The following is a 14,905-nucleotide window of genomic DNA, read 5'->3' as shown; positions in this document are numbered from 1 at the left end:
CTGTGGCCGGATCACAGGCTGATCCGGCACATCCTCACGCGACCTTGCGGCTTTGTTGATCAACCCAGACGGACCAGAAGCCTGCCACGCTGGCCCAGTTGCCACTGGCCTGGCTCAATGCCGCCTGCGCGCCGGGCAAATCGCCTGACCGCGCCAGCGCCACGCCCAGCCGGGCATTGACGCGGCCTGCATCGACCCCGCCCTTGGCAAGCGCCAGGCGATACTGCTCCACCGCCTGGGGGAACTGGCCCAGCGAAAAATAGCTGTCACCCACCTCCTGCGCGTCCTTGCCGGATGACGCCGCCGCCGCCTTCTTCGCCTGCGCAGGCAGGGCGGCGATCTCCTTGGTCGCCTTGGGCGTTACGGCTTTCAGCAGCGATGCAGTGGCGGGTTGGGTCGCGGTCAGCTTGCCGACCTTGCGCCCTGCCTCGATGATGGATTTGGCCTCGGCGAAATAGCCGGCCTTCTCCGCCAGTTGGGCGTAGGCCTGATAGTCCCGCTCGCTCGCCATCGCGCCATTGGCCGCTTGCAGGCGATACAGGTCGAGCTGGAGTTGCGAATCGATGCCCGCGGCTGACAGATAATTGGTGATCGCCGAGCGCCAGTCTTCCCGCGCGCCCGCCTGGGTCAGCCGTTCGCGATAGAGTTGACCGACCTCGGTCCAGTCGCCCGCCTGATAGGCCATCGAAATCGCCCGGTCGGACCAGGCGAGCGGCACGGGTTGACCCGATGCCCGCTGACGCGCCAGCGCCTGCTGCACGAACGGCCTTGCCTCCTTGGGCTTGTTGCGGCGCAGGGCAATATCGGCCCGCAGCAGCAGCGCATCTATCCCATCATAGCCAAGGGTCTTGGCATAATCGAGTTGCGCGACCGCATCGTCATAATTGCCCACAGCATAGGAAAGATAGCCCGCGACATAGCGCAGACGCGGCGCATCCTTCTTGGGCAGCTCGCTGGTCTTGAACAGGTCGGTCAGGGCGATACGCTGCGCCTGCACGTCGCCGCGCTGGGCCGCCAGTTCGAACCGCAGCCCCGCCGCGACATAATTTTCAATGTCGGACATGGGCGCCAGCGCCATGATCCGCGCGCTGGCGGTGGCCACGTCACGCGATTGCAGCGCGGCCTGCGCAGCGGCCACATTGGCACGAAACGCATCGGACATGGCGATGACGGGACCGGCAGCAACCTTCTTTTTCGCGAGCGCGGGTGTTGCCACCAGCAACGCCGCAGCCGACACAATCGGCAGGCCCGCAAAAACACAGGTTAGAAATCGCATAGCCCCAAAAGCCTCCCCGGACGCATCAATATCAGCAAAAAATCAAAAACGCGCCGCCGCCATCAGGGCGACGGCGCGTATTCCGTCAGGCGCCCTTGGTGCCCAGATAGGCGAGCCACAGACCAGCGATCTGCTTGCGCGCGCCGCCCTGTACCGCTTCAAACGCAGCCTTTGCGCCGGCATTGTCGCCGCTCATGGTCTTGGCGATGCCCAGGCGCGTGTTGACTTCGTCCGCATCAACGCCGCCCTTTTCCTTGGCCAGTTCGAACATGGCGGCCGCCTTGGCATAGTCGCCATAGCCCAGATAGGCGTCGGCGGTCGCCGCGGCGATCTTGCCATTGGCCGCCTTTCTGGAGTCGGCTTCGGCCGCACCCAGCGATCCCTTGTCACCAGAGATCCGCCCCATGGCAGTCTGGTAGAGTTCGCTGCCCTGCGTCGCGTTCAGTACACCCTTGGAACGGCCCAGGTCGATCGACGATTTGACCTCACCATAGATGCCGGTCTTGGACGCCATTTCGGCATATTCCAGGAAGTCACCGGCGACCACCAGACCACCGGACGCCGACAGGAGGCGCAGCACGTCGAGATTTTCGCGATTCGTGATGTTCGGATTGGCGCGCTGGAACAGACGCACCAGCGTCCGCAAATTCGCGCCGCTCGGGTCAGCCTGATAGGCCATCTTGGCCCATTCGGTCACTTCGGGCAGTTTGGCCGCTTCGGCCCGGCCAACGCCGATCTGATACCATTGGGCCGGCACCTGCTGCCCGGCAGCCTTCATGGCATCAGCAGCAGCCTTGAGCGCGGCAAGACCCTGAACGTTGAAACCGCGCGCCGGTTCAGCCGATGCATTGCCGGTTCCCGCCTTGCCGAAATAGGCCTGGGCCAGGGTCGGGTTGATCGCTTCGGGCTTATAACCCGCCGCAAGCGCGGCCTGCGCCCGCTGAATCGCCAGATCGTAATTTTTGGCAGCCAACGCCTGATCGGCAGCAACCGCATTGAACTGGCCAGCCTGGTCGGCGGGCGTGAGGCCGCTGTCGAGCATCTGCGCCAATGCTTCACCCTGGAGCGCGTTATCCTTGCTCGCGATGGAGGTGTTCAGCTTGATGGCGCCGATCTGATATTTGTCATCGTTCGACTTCGCCTTGCTGTCGGCGTCGGCCAGGGCAGCCTTGGCGCCTGCGAAATCCTGCGCTTCAGCGGCCTTTTGCGCCGCCTGCAGAGCCTTGATGACTTCGGGCGAAACATTGAGCTTCGGTCCGGCCTTCTTCTCTTCCTTCTTGGCCGCAAATGCAGGCGCGCTAATCGCGCCACCACCTACTGCCAAAGCCAGTACGAGCGCCACCGGGGTAACAAAACGCATGATCATCTTCTCCTCAATGCACCGGGCGGGGGAAGCCATGGGCGACTTTAAGTCTGTTGTGCGCCGATTAGGGGGCGGCGCGTGAATGGCCATTGAACAAGCCTATATCGGCGGATTTTGCAACTGTCATGCGCGCGCTTCGTTCCGAAAGCAGCTGTCATCACCCCGGCCCTGTTGTCTGTCCGTGCGGGCGCGCGCGTGAGCGAGGGGTGACAGATTTGTTTCGCTCCGCTAGTGCGAACGCAGAAACACATTCCATCCAAAAAAGAGAATCGCCTTGAACGACGAGACCAGCCTCGCCGACCCTTCGGACATCAGCCCCGTCAGCATCGTAGACGAGATGAAGGCGAGCTATCTCGACTATGCCATGTCGGTCATCGTGTCCCGCGCCCTGCCGGATGTGCGCGACGGGTTGAAGCCGGTGCATCGCCGCATTCTCTTCTCCGCCCAGGAATCGGGCTTCGTCTATAATCGTCCCTACCGCAAATCGGCGCGTCTCGTCGGCGAAGTCATGGGTAAATATCACCCCCATGGCGACAGTTCGATCTATGACGCATTGGCCCGCATGACGCAGGACTGGTCGATGCGCGTGCCGCTGATCGATGGTCAGGGCAATTTCGGTTCGATGGACCCCGACCCGCCAGCCGCTATGCGCTATACCGAAGCGCGCCTGGCCAAGGTCGCCAACGCCCTGCTGGAGGATCTCGACAAGGATACGGTCGATTTCACCCCCAACTATGACGCATCGGAAAGCGAACCGCAGGTTCTGCCCGCCCGCTTCCCCAACCTGCTGGTCAACGGCGCGGGCGGCATCGCGGTGGGCATGGCGACCAACATCCCGCCCCATAATCTGGGCGAAGTGTTGCGCGCGTGCCTTGCCTATATCGACAATCCCGGCATCACGATCGACGAACTGATCGCGATCGTCCCCGGTCCCGATTTCCCGACCGCGCCGCTGATCCTGGGCCAGTCCGGCGCACGCAGCGCCTATCACACCGGCCGCGGCTCCATCATGATGCGGTCGCGTCATGTGGTCGAGGAAGGGCGCGGCGATCGCCAGTCGATCGTTCTGACCGCCATTCCCTATCAGGTCGGCAAAAACGGTCTGGTCGAAAAGATTGCCGAAGCCGCCAAGGAAAAGCGGATCGAGGGGATCAGCGACATTCGCGACGAATCCAGCCGCGAAGGCGTGCGGATCGTCATGGACCTGAAGCGCGATGCGACCCCCGAAGTCGTTCTGAACCAATTGTGGCGCAACACCCCCGCCCAATCGAGCTTCCCGGCCAATATGCTGGCCATTCGCGGCGGCCGCCCCGAACTGCTGAACCTGCGCGACATCATCGAAGCCTTCGTCAAGTTCCGCGAAGAGGTGATCACCCGCCGCACCAAGTTCGAGCTGAACAAGGCTCGCGACCGGGCGCATATCTTGCTGGGTCTGGTTGTTGCGGTCAGCAATCTGGACGAGATGGTGAAGATCATCCGTGGATCGTCCAGTCCCGCCGAAGCGCGCGAGAAGCTGCTGGCCCGCGAATGGCCGATCGGCGAGATCGCGCCCTATATCCGGCTGGTCGAGGCGATCGACGTCGAAGTGGCCGGGGATTTCTACAAGCTGTCCGACCTTCAGGTCCGCGCCATCCTCGACCTGCGCCTGCATCGGCTGACGGCGCTGGGCCGCGACGAAATCGGCAAGGAACTGGCCGAACTGGCCGACGCGATCGCCGAATATCTGGCGATCCTGGGCGACCGGGTCAAACTCTATGCCGTCATGAGGGAAGAGTTTGAAGAGATTGAACGGGAATTCGCTACGCCCCGTTTGTCCGAAATCACCGCCGCTGCCGACGGGATCGAGGATGAGGATCTGATTGAGCGAGAGGATATGGTCGTCACCGTCACGGTGCAGGGCTATATCAAGCGCACGCCGCTGGAGAGCTTCCGCGCACAGGCGCGTGGTGGCAAGGGCCGGTCGGGCATGGCGACCAAGGATGAGGACGCCATCACCGAATTGTTCGTGACGTCGACCCATACGCCGGTGCTGTTCTTCTCTACCGCCGGCAAAGTCTATCGCATGAAAGTATGGCGCCTGCCCGAAGGCGGCCCGGCGACGCGCGGGCGGCCGATGGTCAACCTGCTGCCGCTTGGTCCCGGCGAAACCATCCGCACCGTGCTGCCGCTGCCCGAAGATGAGGATAGCTGGAAAGACCTGCACGTCATGTTCGCCACCGCGAACGGCACTGTCCGGCGTAACAGCATGGACGCTTTTGCCAATGTGCCGAGCAATGGCAAGCTGGCGATGCGCTTCGACGAAGGCAGCGAAGACCGGCTGATCGGCGTCGCGCTCCTGACCGAGAATGATGACGTGCTGCTCGCCACGCGCCAGGGCAAGGCGATCCGCTTTGCCGCAACTGATGTGCGCGAGTTTCAGAGCCGCACGTCGACCGGCGTGCGCGGCATGACGCTCAAGAGTGACGATGAAGTCATCTCCTTGTCCATCCTGCATCGATCAGGCGCCAATCAGGAACAGCGCGAGGAATATCTCCGCTACGCCCCGTGGAAGCCTGAAAAGGACGGCGAAATGGCCGATCAGGCGATGTTTGCGCTGATGAAGGAGCGCGAGCAGTTCATCCTGACCGTCTGCGCCAATGGATATGGAAAACTCTCCTCCGCCTATGATTATCGACGCACCGGGCGTGGTGGACAGGGCATCACCAATATCGACAATATCGGTCGCAATGGACCGGTCGTCGGCAGCTTCCCGGTCACGCATGGAGATCATCTGATGCTGGTGACCGATCAGGCCAAGCTGATCCGCATGGGCCTCGACAGCCTGCGCGTCATCGGCCGCAATTCCGCGGGCGTCCGCCTGTTCGACGTGGCCAAGGATGAGCATGTCGTCAGCGCCGCGCGCATCGAAGAGAATGATGAGGACGAAGCCGAGGCATGAGTGACCTGTTCGCCTACAAGATATTGACGGCGGACCAGTATGCGCAGTTGAAGGCCGACGGCGTGTTTGCGGGCGCGCCGGTCGATCTGGCCGATGGCTATATCCACATGTCGACCCGCGATCAGGCGGCGGAGACAGCGGCGAAGCATTTTGCCGGGCAGGATCGGCTGGTAATGGTGATGGTCGACCTGGCTCCGTTCGGCGAGGCGATCAAGTGGGAAGAGTCGCGCGGCGGCGCGCTCTTTCCGCACTTATATGGCCACCTGCCGTTGAGTGCGGTCGCGGGCAAGGTGGTGCTGCGTATCGGGGAAGATGGGCTGCATCAGTTTCCGGCCGGATTCTGATCGATCCGGCACATCCGCACGACCATTCCCCGCCTGACCCAATAATCCCACCCGCCCCAGCGGATGCGCGATGATGATGCAGCGGCGATTTGGACGATGAGATGTGCCCAGGTCACCGCAAAAGGTGCGGCAACGTCCCACCACAGTGACCGCCGGGCGCGGCTCGCCTGATCCGGTTCCAGAACGCTGTCCAGGATCGCCCTTCGCATCAGCGCCCGTCCCCATGCAGCGCCATAGCCGACAGCGATCATCGCGCCGCCACCCCAGACCAATGCCCAGAACCAAGCTGCTGCCTGTACCGCGACCACCAGCGTTGCCAGCGCCCACATGCCGGGACTGTTGGTAACGATATGCCGGTACTGCCGCACGCCAAAGCCCAGCACCTGCGCCGCATCGCCCGCCAGCGGGCTGGCCACGAGCAGATCGCGCACTGGCCGCAACCGCAGCTTGGCGCGCCAGCCAGCCAGGCCAATCGCCATGTCGTCGGACAGTCGCCCCGCCATCGCCCGGTCAAGGTCCAGCCGATCGGCCACGTCGCGCGTCAACGCCATCGCCCCGCCCCAGGGCATGGTCGCGCTGGCGAAACGCGGCAGGGTCGCCAATTGCATCTCCACCGCGCCGACCAGCGCCAGCATCGGTCCGCGTTCGGGCAAAAGCATGCGGTAGCCAGTGACGATGTCCGCCTTCCCCCGGACCAGCGGGAACAGCAGTCGCCCAACAAGGCGCGCAGGCGGTTCGATGTCGGCATCAATGAAAAGGACATAGCGATCGTCAGGCCGCAATGCCCGCAACGCTGCGCGCAGCTTATGGACTTTCTGCCCTTCATCGCTGGCAACCCCTGCATGGACGACCTCCACCCAGCCATTCTCCCGTGCGGCCAAAGCATCGGCGGCAGCGCATTGGCCTGACGTCGCGATCAGTAGGCGGAAGTGCGCCGTCTGGGCTTTCAGCCGGGCGATCAGGTCTGGTCCGCCATCCCAATCGTCACGCACCGATAATAGCATGACCACGCCGTCGGGTGTCTCGATCTTGCGGTCCCTCGGCAGGTGGCGCCAGTAGTTGACGACGCCCAGCAGGCTAAGTCCCTGAAGAAATATCCATAGCCACAGCATGTTACGCCAGCGCCCCTTTACCGTCTCGGCCGCATCTGTATGACGCTATCGCCATGCTCTCCAACCCCTTTCTCTTTGCCCTGCTGCGGCTGTTGCCTGCGCGTATCGCGTCCTGGCTCGGCGGCTGGCTATCGGTCACCTTCGCCCGTCCACGCATGAAGCTGCGCGACACCCGTGCGCGCGCCAATCTGGCGATCCTGCGACCGGACCTTGGGGAGGCAGAGCGCGAGGCGATGCTGACCCGGCGCTGGTTCAACATCGGGCGGACGCTGGGTGAACTGGCCAATATCGACCGGCTCGTCAATGAACGGCATGTCAACGTCATCGACCGGGCCGGCTATCAGGCGGTGCTGGACGGGCCGGGACCGATGATCAGCCTGACCGTCCATACCGGCAACTGGGATTTGCTGGCCGCACATATCAAAGCGTCGACCGACCGGCCGGGGCTGGGCATATATGACCCACCCGACAATCCAGCGCAGGCCGCACTGCTCAAGAAAGCGCGGCAAAGCTATATGGGCGAAGCGATCAGTGGCGAAGGCGCGGCGCGCGGCGTGTTCAAGCATCTGACCCAGAAAGACCGGGCGACGCTCTATATATTGGTGGACGAGCGGCGGGAGTTGCAGGTCTGGTTCCCGACATTCGGCCGCGAACTCATGCCGTCGGGCAATCTGTCGGTCGCCCTGCGGCTGGCGCGCAAGGTAGGCGCAAAATTCCTGCCCTTCTATCTCGCCCGTACCGATGGACCATATTTCGATCTGCACTGGCATCCGCCGCTCGATCCACAAGAGACTGATGACGCGCAGATCGTGGCGACGCTGGACCAGTTTCTGGGGCGGGCCTGTATCGACCATGCCGACCAATGGCTGGCGTTGCACGATATGGACCTGACCCAGCCGGGCCACATGCCCCCGATTCTGCCTGCCAATGCCCCTCCGGTCATGTGACTTCACGCTGCATCGCGGCTAAAGCCCCTGCCATGTCCCGACTCGCGATCAAGATTTGCGGCCTTTCGACTACCGATACGGTAGGCGCAGCCGTGCGTGCCGGTGCCAGCCATATCGGATTTGTCCATTTCCCCAAAAGCCCGCGCCACGTCGATACCGGCCAGATCAGGGCGCTGGCCGCGATCGCCCCTGCCCATGTCGAGCGGGTTGGCGTGGTGGTCGATCCGACCGACGAGATGCTGGACGAACTGGTCGCGACCGGCGCGCTCACCGCCCTGCAACTCCATGGCAAGGAAAGCGCGCAGCGCGCAGCGGCGATCCGCCATCGCTCCGGCCTGTCGGTATGGAAAGCGATTTCGGTCAAGACACGCGCCGACATCGAGGCGGCCAGCGCCTATACCGGCGCGGTCGACCGGCTGCTGTTTGACGCCAAGACGCCCGATGGCGCGGCACTGCCCGGCGGCATGGGGCTGCGGTTCGACTGGACCTTGCTGCGCGGTGTGGCAGTGCCGGGACCATGGGGCCTGTCGGGTGGCCTGTCCGCAGACAATGTCGCCGAAGCCGTCCGCATAACCGGCGCGCCCCTGATCGACGTTTCGTCGGGCGTGGAAAGCGCGCCGGGCATCAAGGATATGGACAAGATCATCACCTTCTGCAAAGCGGTTTCCCAATGTTGACGCTGTTCGCCCCTGTCGAGCGCATCGGGACACGATGGCGCTGATCGCTTCCCCGACCGAAGCGAACGCCCATTTTGACCCAAGAGACTGAAACGATCATGACCGACACTATCAGCTTGCCCAACAGCCTGCGCAGCCAGCCCGATGCCAGTGGCCATTTCGGCCAGTTTGGCGGGCGCTACGTCGCCGAAACCTTGATGCCGCTGATCCTGGACCTTGAAAAAGTCTATCGCGCGGCGAAGGCCGATCCGGCGTTTGAGGAGGAATATGATTATCTCCTCAAACAATATGTCGGACGCCCCAACCCGCTATATCACGCAGCCCGGCTGACCGAAGCGCTGCGCAAGGACGCGCCTGCCGGAAAAGGCGCGAAAATCTATCTGAAGCGCGAGGAACTCAACCACACCGGCGCGCACAAGATCAACAATTGCATCGGTCAGGCGCTGCTCGCCCGTCGCATGGGCAAGAAGAAGGTGATCGCCGAAACCGGCGCTGGTCAGCATGGTGTCGCGACGGCAACCGTCGCCGCGCTGTTCGGTATGGAATGCAAGATTTTCATGGGCGCCAAGGATGTCGAGCGCCAGAAGCCCAATGTGTTCCGCATGAAATTGCTGGGCGCTGAGGTCATTCCGGTGACGTCGGGATCAGCAACGCTAAAAGATTCGATGAACGACGCGCTGCGCCATTGGGTGTCGAATGTGCATGATACATTCTACATCATCGGCACAGCCGCCGGGCCGCATCCCTACCCCGAACTGGTGCGTGATTTTCAGTCGATCATCGGCAAGGAAATCAAGACGCAGATGATGGAGGCCGAAGGACGCCTGCCCGATATGCTGATCGCCCCGGTCGGCGGCGGTTCCAACGCCATCGGCATGTTCCATCCCTTCCTGGACGACACGGACGTCGCGATGATTGGTGTGGAAGCGGCCGGCGAAGGACTGACCGGCAAGCATGCCGCATCCCTGGCGGGCGGTGCGTCGGGCATATTGCACGGCAATCGCACCTATCTGCTTCAGGATGAGGACGGCCAGATTACGGAAGCCCACAGCATTTCGGCTGGGCTGGATTATCCGGGCATCGGGCCGGAACATAGCTGGCTGCACGAAATTGGCCGGGTCCAATATATGCCGGTTACCGACGATGAAGCGCTCGCCAGTTTCCAGAGACTGTCTGCGCTGGAAGGCATCATCCCTGCCCTCGAATCCGCCCATGCCATCGCTGCGGCGGAGCAGGTTGCGCCGACCATGGATGCGGACAAGATCATCGTCGTCAACCTGTCTGGCCGGGGGGACAAGGATATTTTCACGGTCGCCGACGCGCTCGGCGTGGAGATGTGATGATGGACCGGATGGCTACCCGCTTCGCCGCCTGCAAGGCACAGGGCCGCGCTGCGCTCATCACCTTCGTGACCGCCGGTGATCCGACCGTCGCGGCCACCCCCGCGATCCTCGACGCGCTGGTCGCCGGGGGCGCGGACATTATCGAACTCGGCATGCCCTTTACCGATCCTATGGCCGATGGCCCGGCGATCGAACTGGCAAATCTGCGCAGCCTGGGGTCCGGCACGAAAACGGCGCATATCTTTGCGATTGCCGCCGATTTCCGTACCCGCCACCCCGACACGCCGCTGGTACTGATGGGCTATGCCAATCCGATGCTGGTGCGCGGGTCCGACTGGTTTGCCGACCAGTGCAAGGCGGCTGGTGTGGACGGCGTCATCTGCGTCGATGTGCCGCCGGAGGAAGATGCAGAACTTGGTCCTGCGCTGCGCAGCGCGGGTATTCATCTGGTTCGGCTGGCAACGCCCACCACCGACGCCAAACGGCTGCCCGCGGTACTGGAGGGCGCCAGCGGCTTCCTCTACCATGTGTCGGTGGCAGGGATCACCGGCAAGCAGCAGGCAGCGCAGGCCAATATCGATATGGCCGTCCAGAAGTTGAAGGCCGCGACCAACCTGCCCATAGCCGTCGGCTTTGGCGTTCGTACGCCGGAACAGGCCGCCGCGATCGGTCGCATTGCCGACGGCGTCGTCGTAGGATCGGCGATCGTCGATCTGGTCGGGTCGCACGGCGATGCCGCCGCGCCCTTCGTTCAGCAATTCGTCGCCGCCCTGAGCGGTGCGCTCACCGCCAATTCACGGGAAACCGCCGCATGAGCTGGATCAACCGCGTCCGCAAGGCCATCCCCTTCATCGCCAAGAAGGAACAGACCGCCGAAACGCTGTGGCACAAATGCCCATCCTGTTCGGAGATGATCTTCATCAAGGAATGGGAAGAAAATCTGTCTGTGTGCCCACGTTGCGACCATCATGGCCGCATCGGGCCTTCGGAACGGTTCGAGCATATATTGGACGCCGGCTTCATCCTGCTGCCGACCCCGCATGTACAGGAAGATCCGCTGAAATTCCGCGACAGCAAGCGTTATCCCGACCGCATCAAGGCCGCACGACTGGCGACGGGCGATCATGACGCGCTGATCAACGCGCGTGGCGCGATCGACGATGTGCCATTGGTTATGGGCGTGCAGAATTTCGCCTTCATGGGCGGGTCCATGGGCATGGGCGTGGGCGCGGCCTTCATCCAGGGCGTGAATGATGCGATCGCCCATAAATGCCCCTATGTGATCTTCACCGCCGCTGGTGGTGCCCGCATGCAGGAAGGCATCCTGTCGCTGATGCAGATGCCGCGCGCGACCGTCGCGATCCAGAAGCTGCATGCCGCGGGCCTGCCCTATATCGTCGTACTGACCGATCCTACCACGGGCGGCGTCACGGCAAGCTATGCTATGCTGGGTGACATCCAGATTTCCGAACCCAATGCCCTGATCGGCTTTGCCGGACAGCGGGTCATCGAAAGCACGATCCGCGAAAAGCTGCCCGAAGGATTCCAGCGCGCCGAATATCTGCTGGACCATGGCATGATCGACATGGTGGTTCATCGCGCTGAATTGCGCGACACGCTGGCGCGGGTCATCGACTATCTGACGCCAAGGGCTGCCGCCTGACATCAAGCCTATAGGGGGGGGGACGGCGCGCATGGCCGATCACGCGGTATCGGATCATCCTGCGGTGCAATCGCAACTCGACCGGCTTTGGTCGTTATCCCCTGGCGCCGATATATTGGGGCTGGAGCGGATAACCACGCTGCTGGAGCGGCTGGGCAATCCCCACCGCGCGCTGCCGCCGGTCTTTCACGTTGCGGGCACCAACGGCAAGGGATCGACCTGCGCCTTCCTGCGCGCGGCGATGGAAGCCGATGGCAAGACCGTCCATGTCTTTACCTCGCCCCATCTGGTCCGCTTCAACGAACGTATCCGGGTGGCGGGACAATTGATCAGCGACGATGCGCTGGCGCGTTATCTGGAGCGTGTTCTGGACATTGCCGAAGGGGTGAATGCCAGCTTTTTCGAGGTGACGACAGCGGCAGCCTTTCTAGCCTTTGCCGAGCATCCGGCCGATGCCTGCATTGTCGAGGTTGGCCTTGGCGGGCGGCTGGACGCCACCAACGTCATCGCCAATCCCGTGGTGTGCGGCATCGCGCAACTGGGCATCGACCATCAGGCCTTTCTGGGTGACACGCTGGCCGCCATTGCAGCGGAAAAAGCGGGGATTGCCAAACAAGGGGCGGCGCTGGTCACGCAACGTTATGCCGAAACGCTATTCCCGGTGATGATGGACGCGGTCGCGCGTGCGCGAACCAGTTGGGTCGGCCAGGGCGATGGCTGGGACGCCGCCGCCTATCGCGACCGGCTGCATTATCGCGATGAACAGGGGCGGCTCGACACGCCGCTACCCCGGCTGGCGGGCGCACATCAGGTGCAGAATGCCGCGCTGGCCTTTGCCATGTTGCGGCACCAAAACGCTGTGCCTCTGTCGGAAGCCGCACTCAAGGCCGCGCCACTGTGGGCGCACTGGCCAGCACGACTCCAGCGGCTCGACCATGGCCCCCTGCTCGCGCCCCTGTCCGATGCGGCGACGGCGTGGCTCGACGGCGGGCATAATGCGGGCGCGGGCGAAGCGATCAGTGCCTTTTTTACCGGCGAGCGGCTGGAGGGACAGAAGCTGCAATTGGTGATCGGGATGCTCGCCAACAAGGATGTCGATGCATTCCTCTCCCCCTTCGCAGGGCGGATCGCGCATATCCACGCATTGCCGGTGCCAGGGCATGAGCATCATGGAGCAGAGCGATTCGCCGCGATCGCGGCGCGCTGGGGCATTGGCTGCACCGCGCATGACGAGCCGACCGCCGCGATCAGGGCGATTGCAGCGGCTGGCCATTCAGCGCCCAAGCTGCTGATCGGGGGGTCGCTTTATCTGGCGGGCGAGATTTTGCGGCTGAACGATCAACTGCCTGACTGATTATACTTGCGATTGACTCGCAATAGCGTAATCTGCGGACATCAGACCACCGCAGAAGGCGCACTATCATGGCACATGGAGAGACATCCTCCCTCGACGACCTGCCCCGGCCGATGCCGTCAGGCTATGGCAACCGGCTGTTCCTGTTCGTCATGCGTCGCATGGCGAGCGCGGGCGTCAACGACGCGCATGCCGCCAATGCGATGCTGGGCGCATTCGGGCGCAGCTACCGGCGTCCGCTCGTGCTGATGCGGGCGATGATGCTGGAACTGGCGCGCGCGTCGAGCCGCAAGATATTGGTCGCGCCCTGCTGTTGCGTACGGATGACAGTGGACGAGGCGCTGATGATGCAGGCGACGGGGGACGCCCTGCGCGATCCCAACGCGGCCTATGCGCATGTCAGCCGACTATTGGGTAATGACCATGCGCTGGGCGCGCTGACCTGCTTGCAGGCGGTCGCACAGGCGCACGCCGACCTGGGTCGGCCGCTGGAGCTTTATGGCGAGGGGTGATCGCCCGGATCGGTCGCGGCGCTGCCGACGCTGGCATCGATCAGACCGGCGCGCATCATCAGCCAGAACAGGATGATGCCCGGCACTGCCGCCGCCGTGGTGAGCAGGTAGAAATCGACATAGCCAAATTGTTCGATCAGACCGCCTGCTGTCGTCCCGGTGAGGAAGCGGCCCACGATGCTGGCGGCTGCGGAGATCAGCGCATATTGGGCGGCGGTAAAGCGCAGGTCGCACAAAGCCGAAAAATAGGCGACTACGGTGACGCCGCCGATGCCGCTGGCGAAATTCTCGAACCCGATTGCGCCTGCCATGCCCCAATTGCTCTTGCCCAGTGCGGCCAGCGCCGCGAAACTGAAATTGGAAACGCCCATCAGGATGAGGCTGAGCAACACCGATCTTTTCATACCTAGCCGGGCGTAGAGAACGCCGCCCACGAATATGCCGATCAGATAAGCCCAGAAGCCGATGCCGATGTCGTAAATCGCAATTTCGTCATTGGTATAGCCCATGTCGTCAAACAGCAGGCGGAAGGTCAGGTTCGCCAGCGTGTCGCCAATCTTGTGCAGCAGGATGAACAGCAGCACGAGCAGCGCGCCCTTGCGCTGGAAAAACTCCATTAATGGCCCTGCGATCGACGGCCAGATTTCACCCAGTCCGCGCCGTTCCAGCGGATCGCGATGGCGTTCCGGCTCGCCCAGTAACAGGCCGGTAAGCATGGCAGGCAAGGCGAAGGTGGCGCAGGCAAGATATGCCCCTTCCCAGCCGATCCGCGCCGCCAGTACCAGCGCCAGCGCACCGGCCGCGACCGATCCGATGCGCCAGCCATATTGCGACATGCCCGACCCGACGCCCAATTGTTCAGGCTTCAACAATTCGATGCGATAGGCGTCGATCACAATGTCGAAAGTCGCCCCGGCGACGCCCACCAATATGGCGGCATAAGCTGTCTGGATCAGACTGGTGGTCGGATCGACCAAAGCCAGATTGGCAACGGCCGCCATCACCAGCAGACCTGCCAAGAGGAGCCATGAGACTCGCTGCCCCAGCCGACCGATGACCGGCAGACGGACGCCATCGACAACCCAGGCCCAAAGCCATTTGAGGTTATAGACCAGAAATGCGAGGGTGAAGGCGGTCACCGCCTTCTTGTCGATACCGTCCTGGGCGAGGCGCGTAGTCAGCGTCGCGCCAATCATCGCAAAGGGAAAGCCGGACGATACGCCCAGAAAAAAGGCCGCCAAAGGGGCTTTCTGGGCATAGGGCTTTACCGCAGTAAGCCAGCTGTTCGTGCCGGTAATGGCATCCGTCATGATGGTGCGCGTCCCCCGCAAGCCTTTGTTGCGCGCCACCATATGGCCTGATGCGGTGCTGGCAAG

General features: G+C 63.0%; 13 protein-coding genes. 9 read left to right on the top strand and 4 right to left on the bottom strand.

Annotation, left to right across the window (positions count from 1 at the left end):
- Window positions 1-34: 34 nt before the first annotated feature.
- Window positions 35-1,276 (bottom strand): hypothetical protein, encoded by a 1,242-nt coding sequence (locus AC07X9_RS03665; RefSeq protein ID WP_017182667.1) that lies wholly within the window; start codon window positions 1,274-1,276, stop codon window positions 35-37.
- Between the two features lie 85 nt (window positions 1,277-1,361).
- On the bottom strand, window positions 1,362-2,636 hold the full coding sequence (locus AC07X9_RS03660; protein WP_026002306.1) for a hypothetical protein: 1,275 nt from the start codon (window positions 2,634-2,636) through the stop codon (window positions 1,362-1,364).
- Between the two features lie 277 nt (window positions 2,637-2,913).
- On the opposite strand from AC07X9_RS03660, the gene gyrA reads away from it, so the two are divergent.
- Window positions 2,914-5,577 carry a DNA gyrase subunit A gene (gyrA, locus tag AC07X9_RS03655; RefSeq protein WP_017182669.1) on the top strand — a complete coding sequence of 888 codons (2,664 nt, stop codon included), beginning with the start codon at window positions 2,914-2,916 and terminating at the stop codon, window positions 5,575-5,577.
- Window positions 5,574-5,921, top strand: a complete 348-nt coding sequence (locus tag AC07X9_RS03650) for a DUF952 domain-containing protein (RefSeq protein ID WP_017182670.1) — start codon at window positions 5,574-5,576, stop codon at window positions 5,919-5,921. Before gyrA ends, AC07X9_RS03650 begins: the two co-directional genes overlap by 4 nt.
- On the opposite strand, the gene AC07X9_RS03645 is transcribed toward AC07X9_RS03650, so the two are convergent.
- Window positions 5,900-7,033: a glycosyltransferase family protein gene (locus tag AC07X9_RS03645; RefSeq protein ID WP_017182671.1), complete on the bottom strand. Its 1,134-nt coding sequence runs from the start codon at window positions 7,031-7,033 to the stop codon at window positions 5,900-5,902. The genes AC07X9_RS03650 and AC07X9_RS03645 overlap by 22 nt on opposite strands.
- A 47-nt stretch (window positions 7,034-7,080) precedes the next feature.
- Here AC07X9_RS03645 and AC07X9_RS03640 point away from each other — a divergent pair, with 47 nt between their 5' ends.
- The 7 genes from AC07X9_RS03640 (at window position 7,081) to AC07X9_RS03610 (ending at window position 13,529) form a co-directional block, all read left to right on the top strand.
- Window positions 7,081-7,980 (top strand): lysophospholipid acyltransferase family protein, encoded by a 900-nt coding sequence (locus AC07X9_RS03640; RefSeq protein ID WP_380790131.1) that lies wholly within the window; start codon window positions 7,081-7,083, stop codon window positions 7,978-7,980.
- 32 nt (window positions 7,981-8,012) lie between these two features.
- Complete coding sequence (locus AC07X9_RS03635; protein ID WP_017182673.1) at window positions 8,013-8,657, top strand: phosphoribosylanthranilate isomerase; 645 nt, start codon at window positions 8,013-8,015, stop codon at window positions 8,655-8,657.
- Window positions 8,658-8,755: 98 nt separating this feature from the next.
- Window positions 8,756-9,997 (top strand): tryptophan synthase subunit beta, encoded by a 1,242-nt coding sequence (gene trpB, locus AC07X9_RS03630; protein WP_017182674.1) that lies wholly within the window; start codon window positions 8,756-8,758, stop codon window positions 9,995-9,997.
- A 2-nt stretch (window positions 9,998-9,999) separates the two neighbouring features.
- A complete protein-coding gene (gene trpA / locus AC07X9_RS03625; RefSeq protein WP_174703658.1) occupies window positions 10,000-10,815 on the top strand; it encodes a tryptophan synthase subunit alpha in 816 nt (271 codons plus the stop codon).
- The gene (gene accD / locus AC07X9_RS03620) at window positions 10,812-11,663 is read left to right on the top strand and encodes an acetyl-CoA carboxylase, carboxyltransferase subunit beta (protein ID WP_017182676.1); all 852 of its coding nucleotides are present in this window, start codon (window positions 10,812-10,814) and stop codon (window positions 11,661-11,663) included. Before trpA ends, accD begins: the two co-directional genes overlap by 4 nt.
- A gap of 31 nt (window positions 11,664-11,694) precedes the next feature.
- Window positions 11,695-13,017, top strand: coding sequence for a bifunctional folylpolyglutamate synthase/dihydrofolate synthase (locus AC07X9_RS03615; protein WP_017182677.1), 1,323 nt, complete (start codon window positions 11,695-11,697; stop codon window positions 13,015-13,017).
- A 68-nt stretch (window positions 13,018-13,085) separates the two neighbouring features.
- The gene (locus tag AC07X9_RS03610) at window positions 13,086-13,529 is read left to right on the top strand and encodes a DUF6628 family protein (RefSeq protein ID WP_026002307.1); all 444 of its coding nucleotides are present in this window, start codon (window positions 13,086-13,088) and stop codon (window positions 13,527-13,529) included.
- Here AC07X9_RS03610 and AC07X9_RS03605 read toward each other — a convergent pair.
- Complete coding sequence (locus AC07X9_RS03605; RefSeq protein WP_026002308.1) at window positions 13,514-14,839, bottom strand: AmpG family muropeptide MFS transporter; 1,326 nt, start codon at window positions 14,837-14,839, stop codon at window positions 13,514-13,516. The two genes, AC07X9_RS03610 and AC07X9_RS03605, sit on opposite strands and share 16 nt — an antisense overlap.
- Window positions 14,840-14,905 lie beyond the last annotated feature (66 nt).

The organism is Sphingobium sp. GW456-12-10-14-TSB1 (genome assembly GCF_059424385.1).
Note: the sequence above shows the minus strand (reverse complement) of the source record. Positions and strands in the feature narration are given on the sequence as shown.

Excerpts from the sequence above, each read along its gene's own strand:
- AC07X9_RS03645 (WP_017182671.1), bottom strand. The coding sequence starts at position 7,033 with ATGCTGTGGCTATGGATATTTCTTCAGGGACTTAGCCTGCTGGGCGTC.
- AC07X9_RS03650 (WP_017182670.1), top strand. The coding sequence starts at position 5,574 with ATGAGTGACCTGTTCGCCTACAAGATATTGACGGCGGACCAGTATGCG.
- trpB (WP_017182674.1), top strand. The coding sequence starts at position 8,756 with ATGACCGACACTATCAGCTTGCCCAACAGCCTGCGCAGCCAGCCCGAT.
- AC07X9_RS03665 (WP_017182667.1), bottom strand. The coding sequence starts at position 1,276 with ATGCGATTTCTAACCTGTGTTTTTGCGGGCCTGCCGATTGTGTCGGCT.
- AC07X9_RS03635 (WP_017182673.1), top strand. The coding sequence starts at position 8,013 with ATGTCCCGACTCGCGATCAAGATTTGCGGCCTTTCGACTACCGATACG.
- accD (WP_017182676.1), top strand. The coding sequence starts at position 10,812 with ATGAGCTGGATCAACCGCGTCCGCAAGGCCATCCCCTTCATCGCCAAG.
- AC07X9_RS03605 (WP_026002308.1), bottom strand. The coding sequence starts at position 14,839 with ATGACGGATGCCATTACCGGCACGAACAGCTGGCTTACTGCGGTAAAG.
- trpA (WP_174703658.1), top strand. The coding sequence starts at position 10,000 with ATGGACCGGATGGCTACCCGCTTCGCCGCCTGCAAGGCACAGGGCCGC.
- AC07X9_RS03615 (WP_017182677.1), top strand. The coding sequence starts at position 11,695 with ATGGCCGATCACGCGGTATCGGATCATCCTGCGGTGCAATCGCAACTC.
- AC07X9_RS03610 (WP_026002307.1), top strand. The coding sequence starts at position 13,086 with ATGGCACATGGAGAGACATCCTCCCTCGACGACCTGCCCCGGCCGATG.
- AC07X9_RS03660 (WP_026002306.1), bottom strand. The coding sequence starts at position 2,636 with ATGCGTTTTGTTACCCCGGTGGCGCTCGTACTGGCTTTGGCAGTAGGT.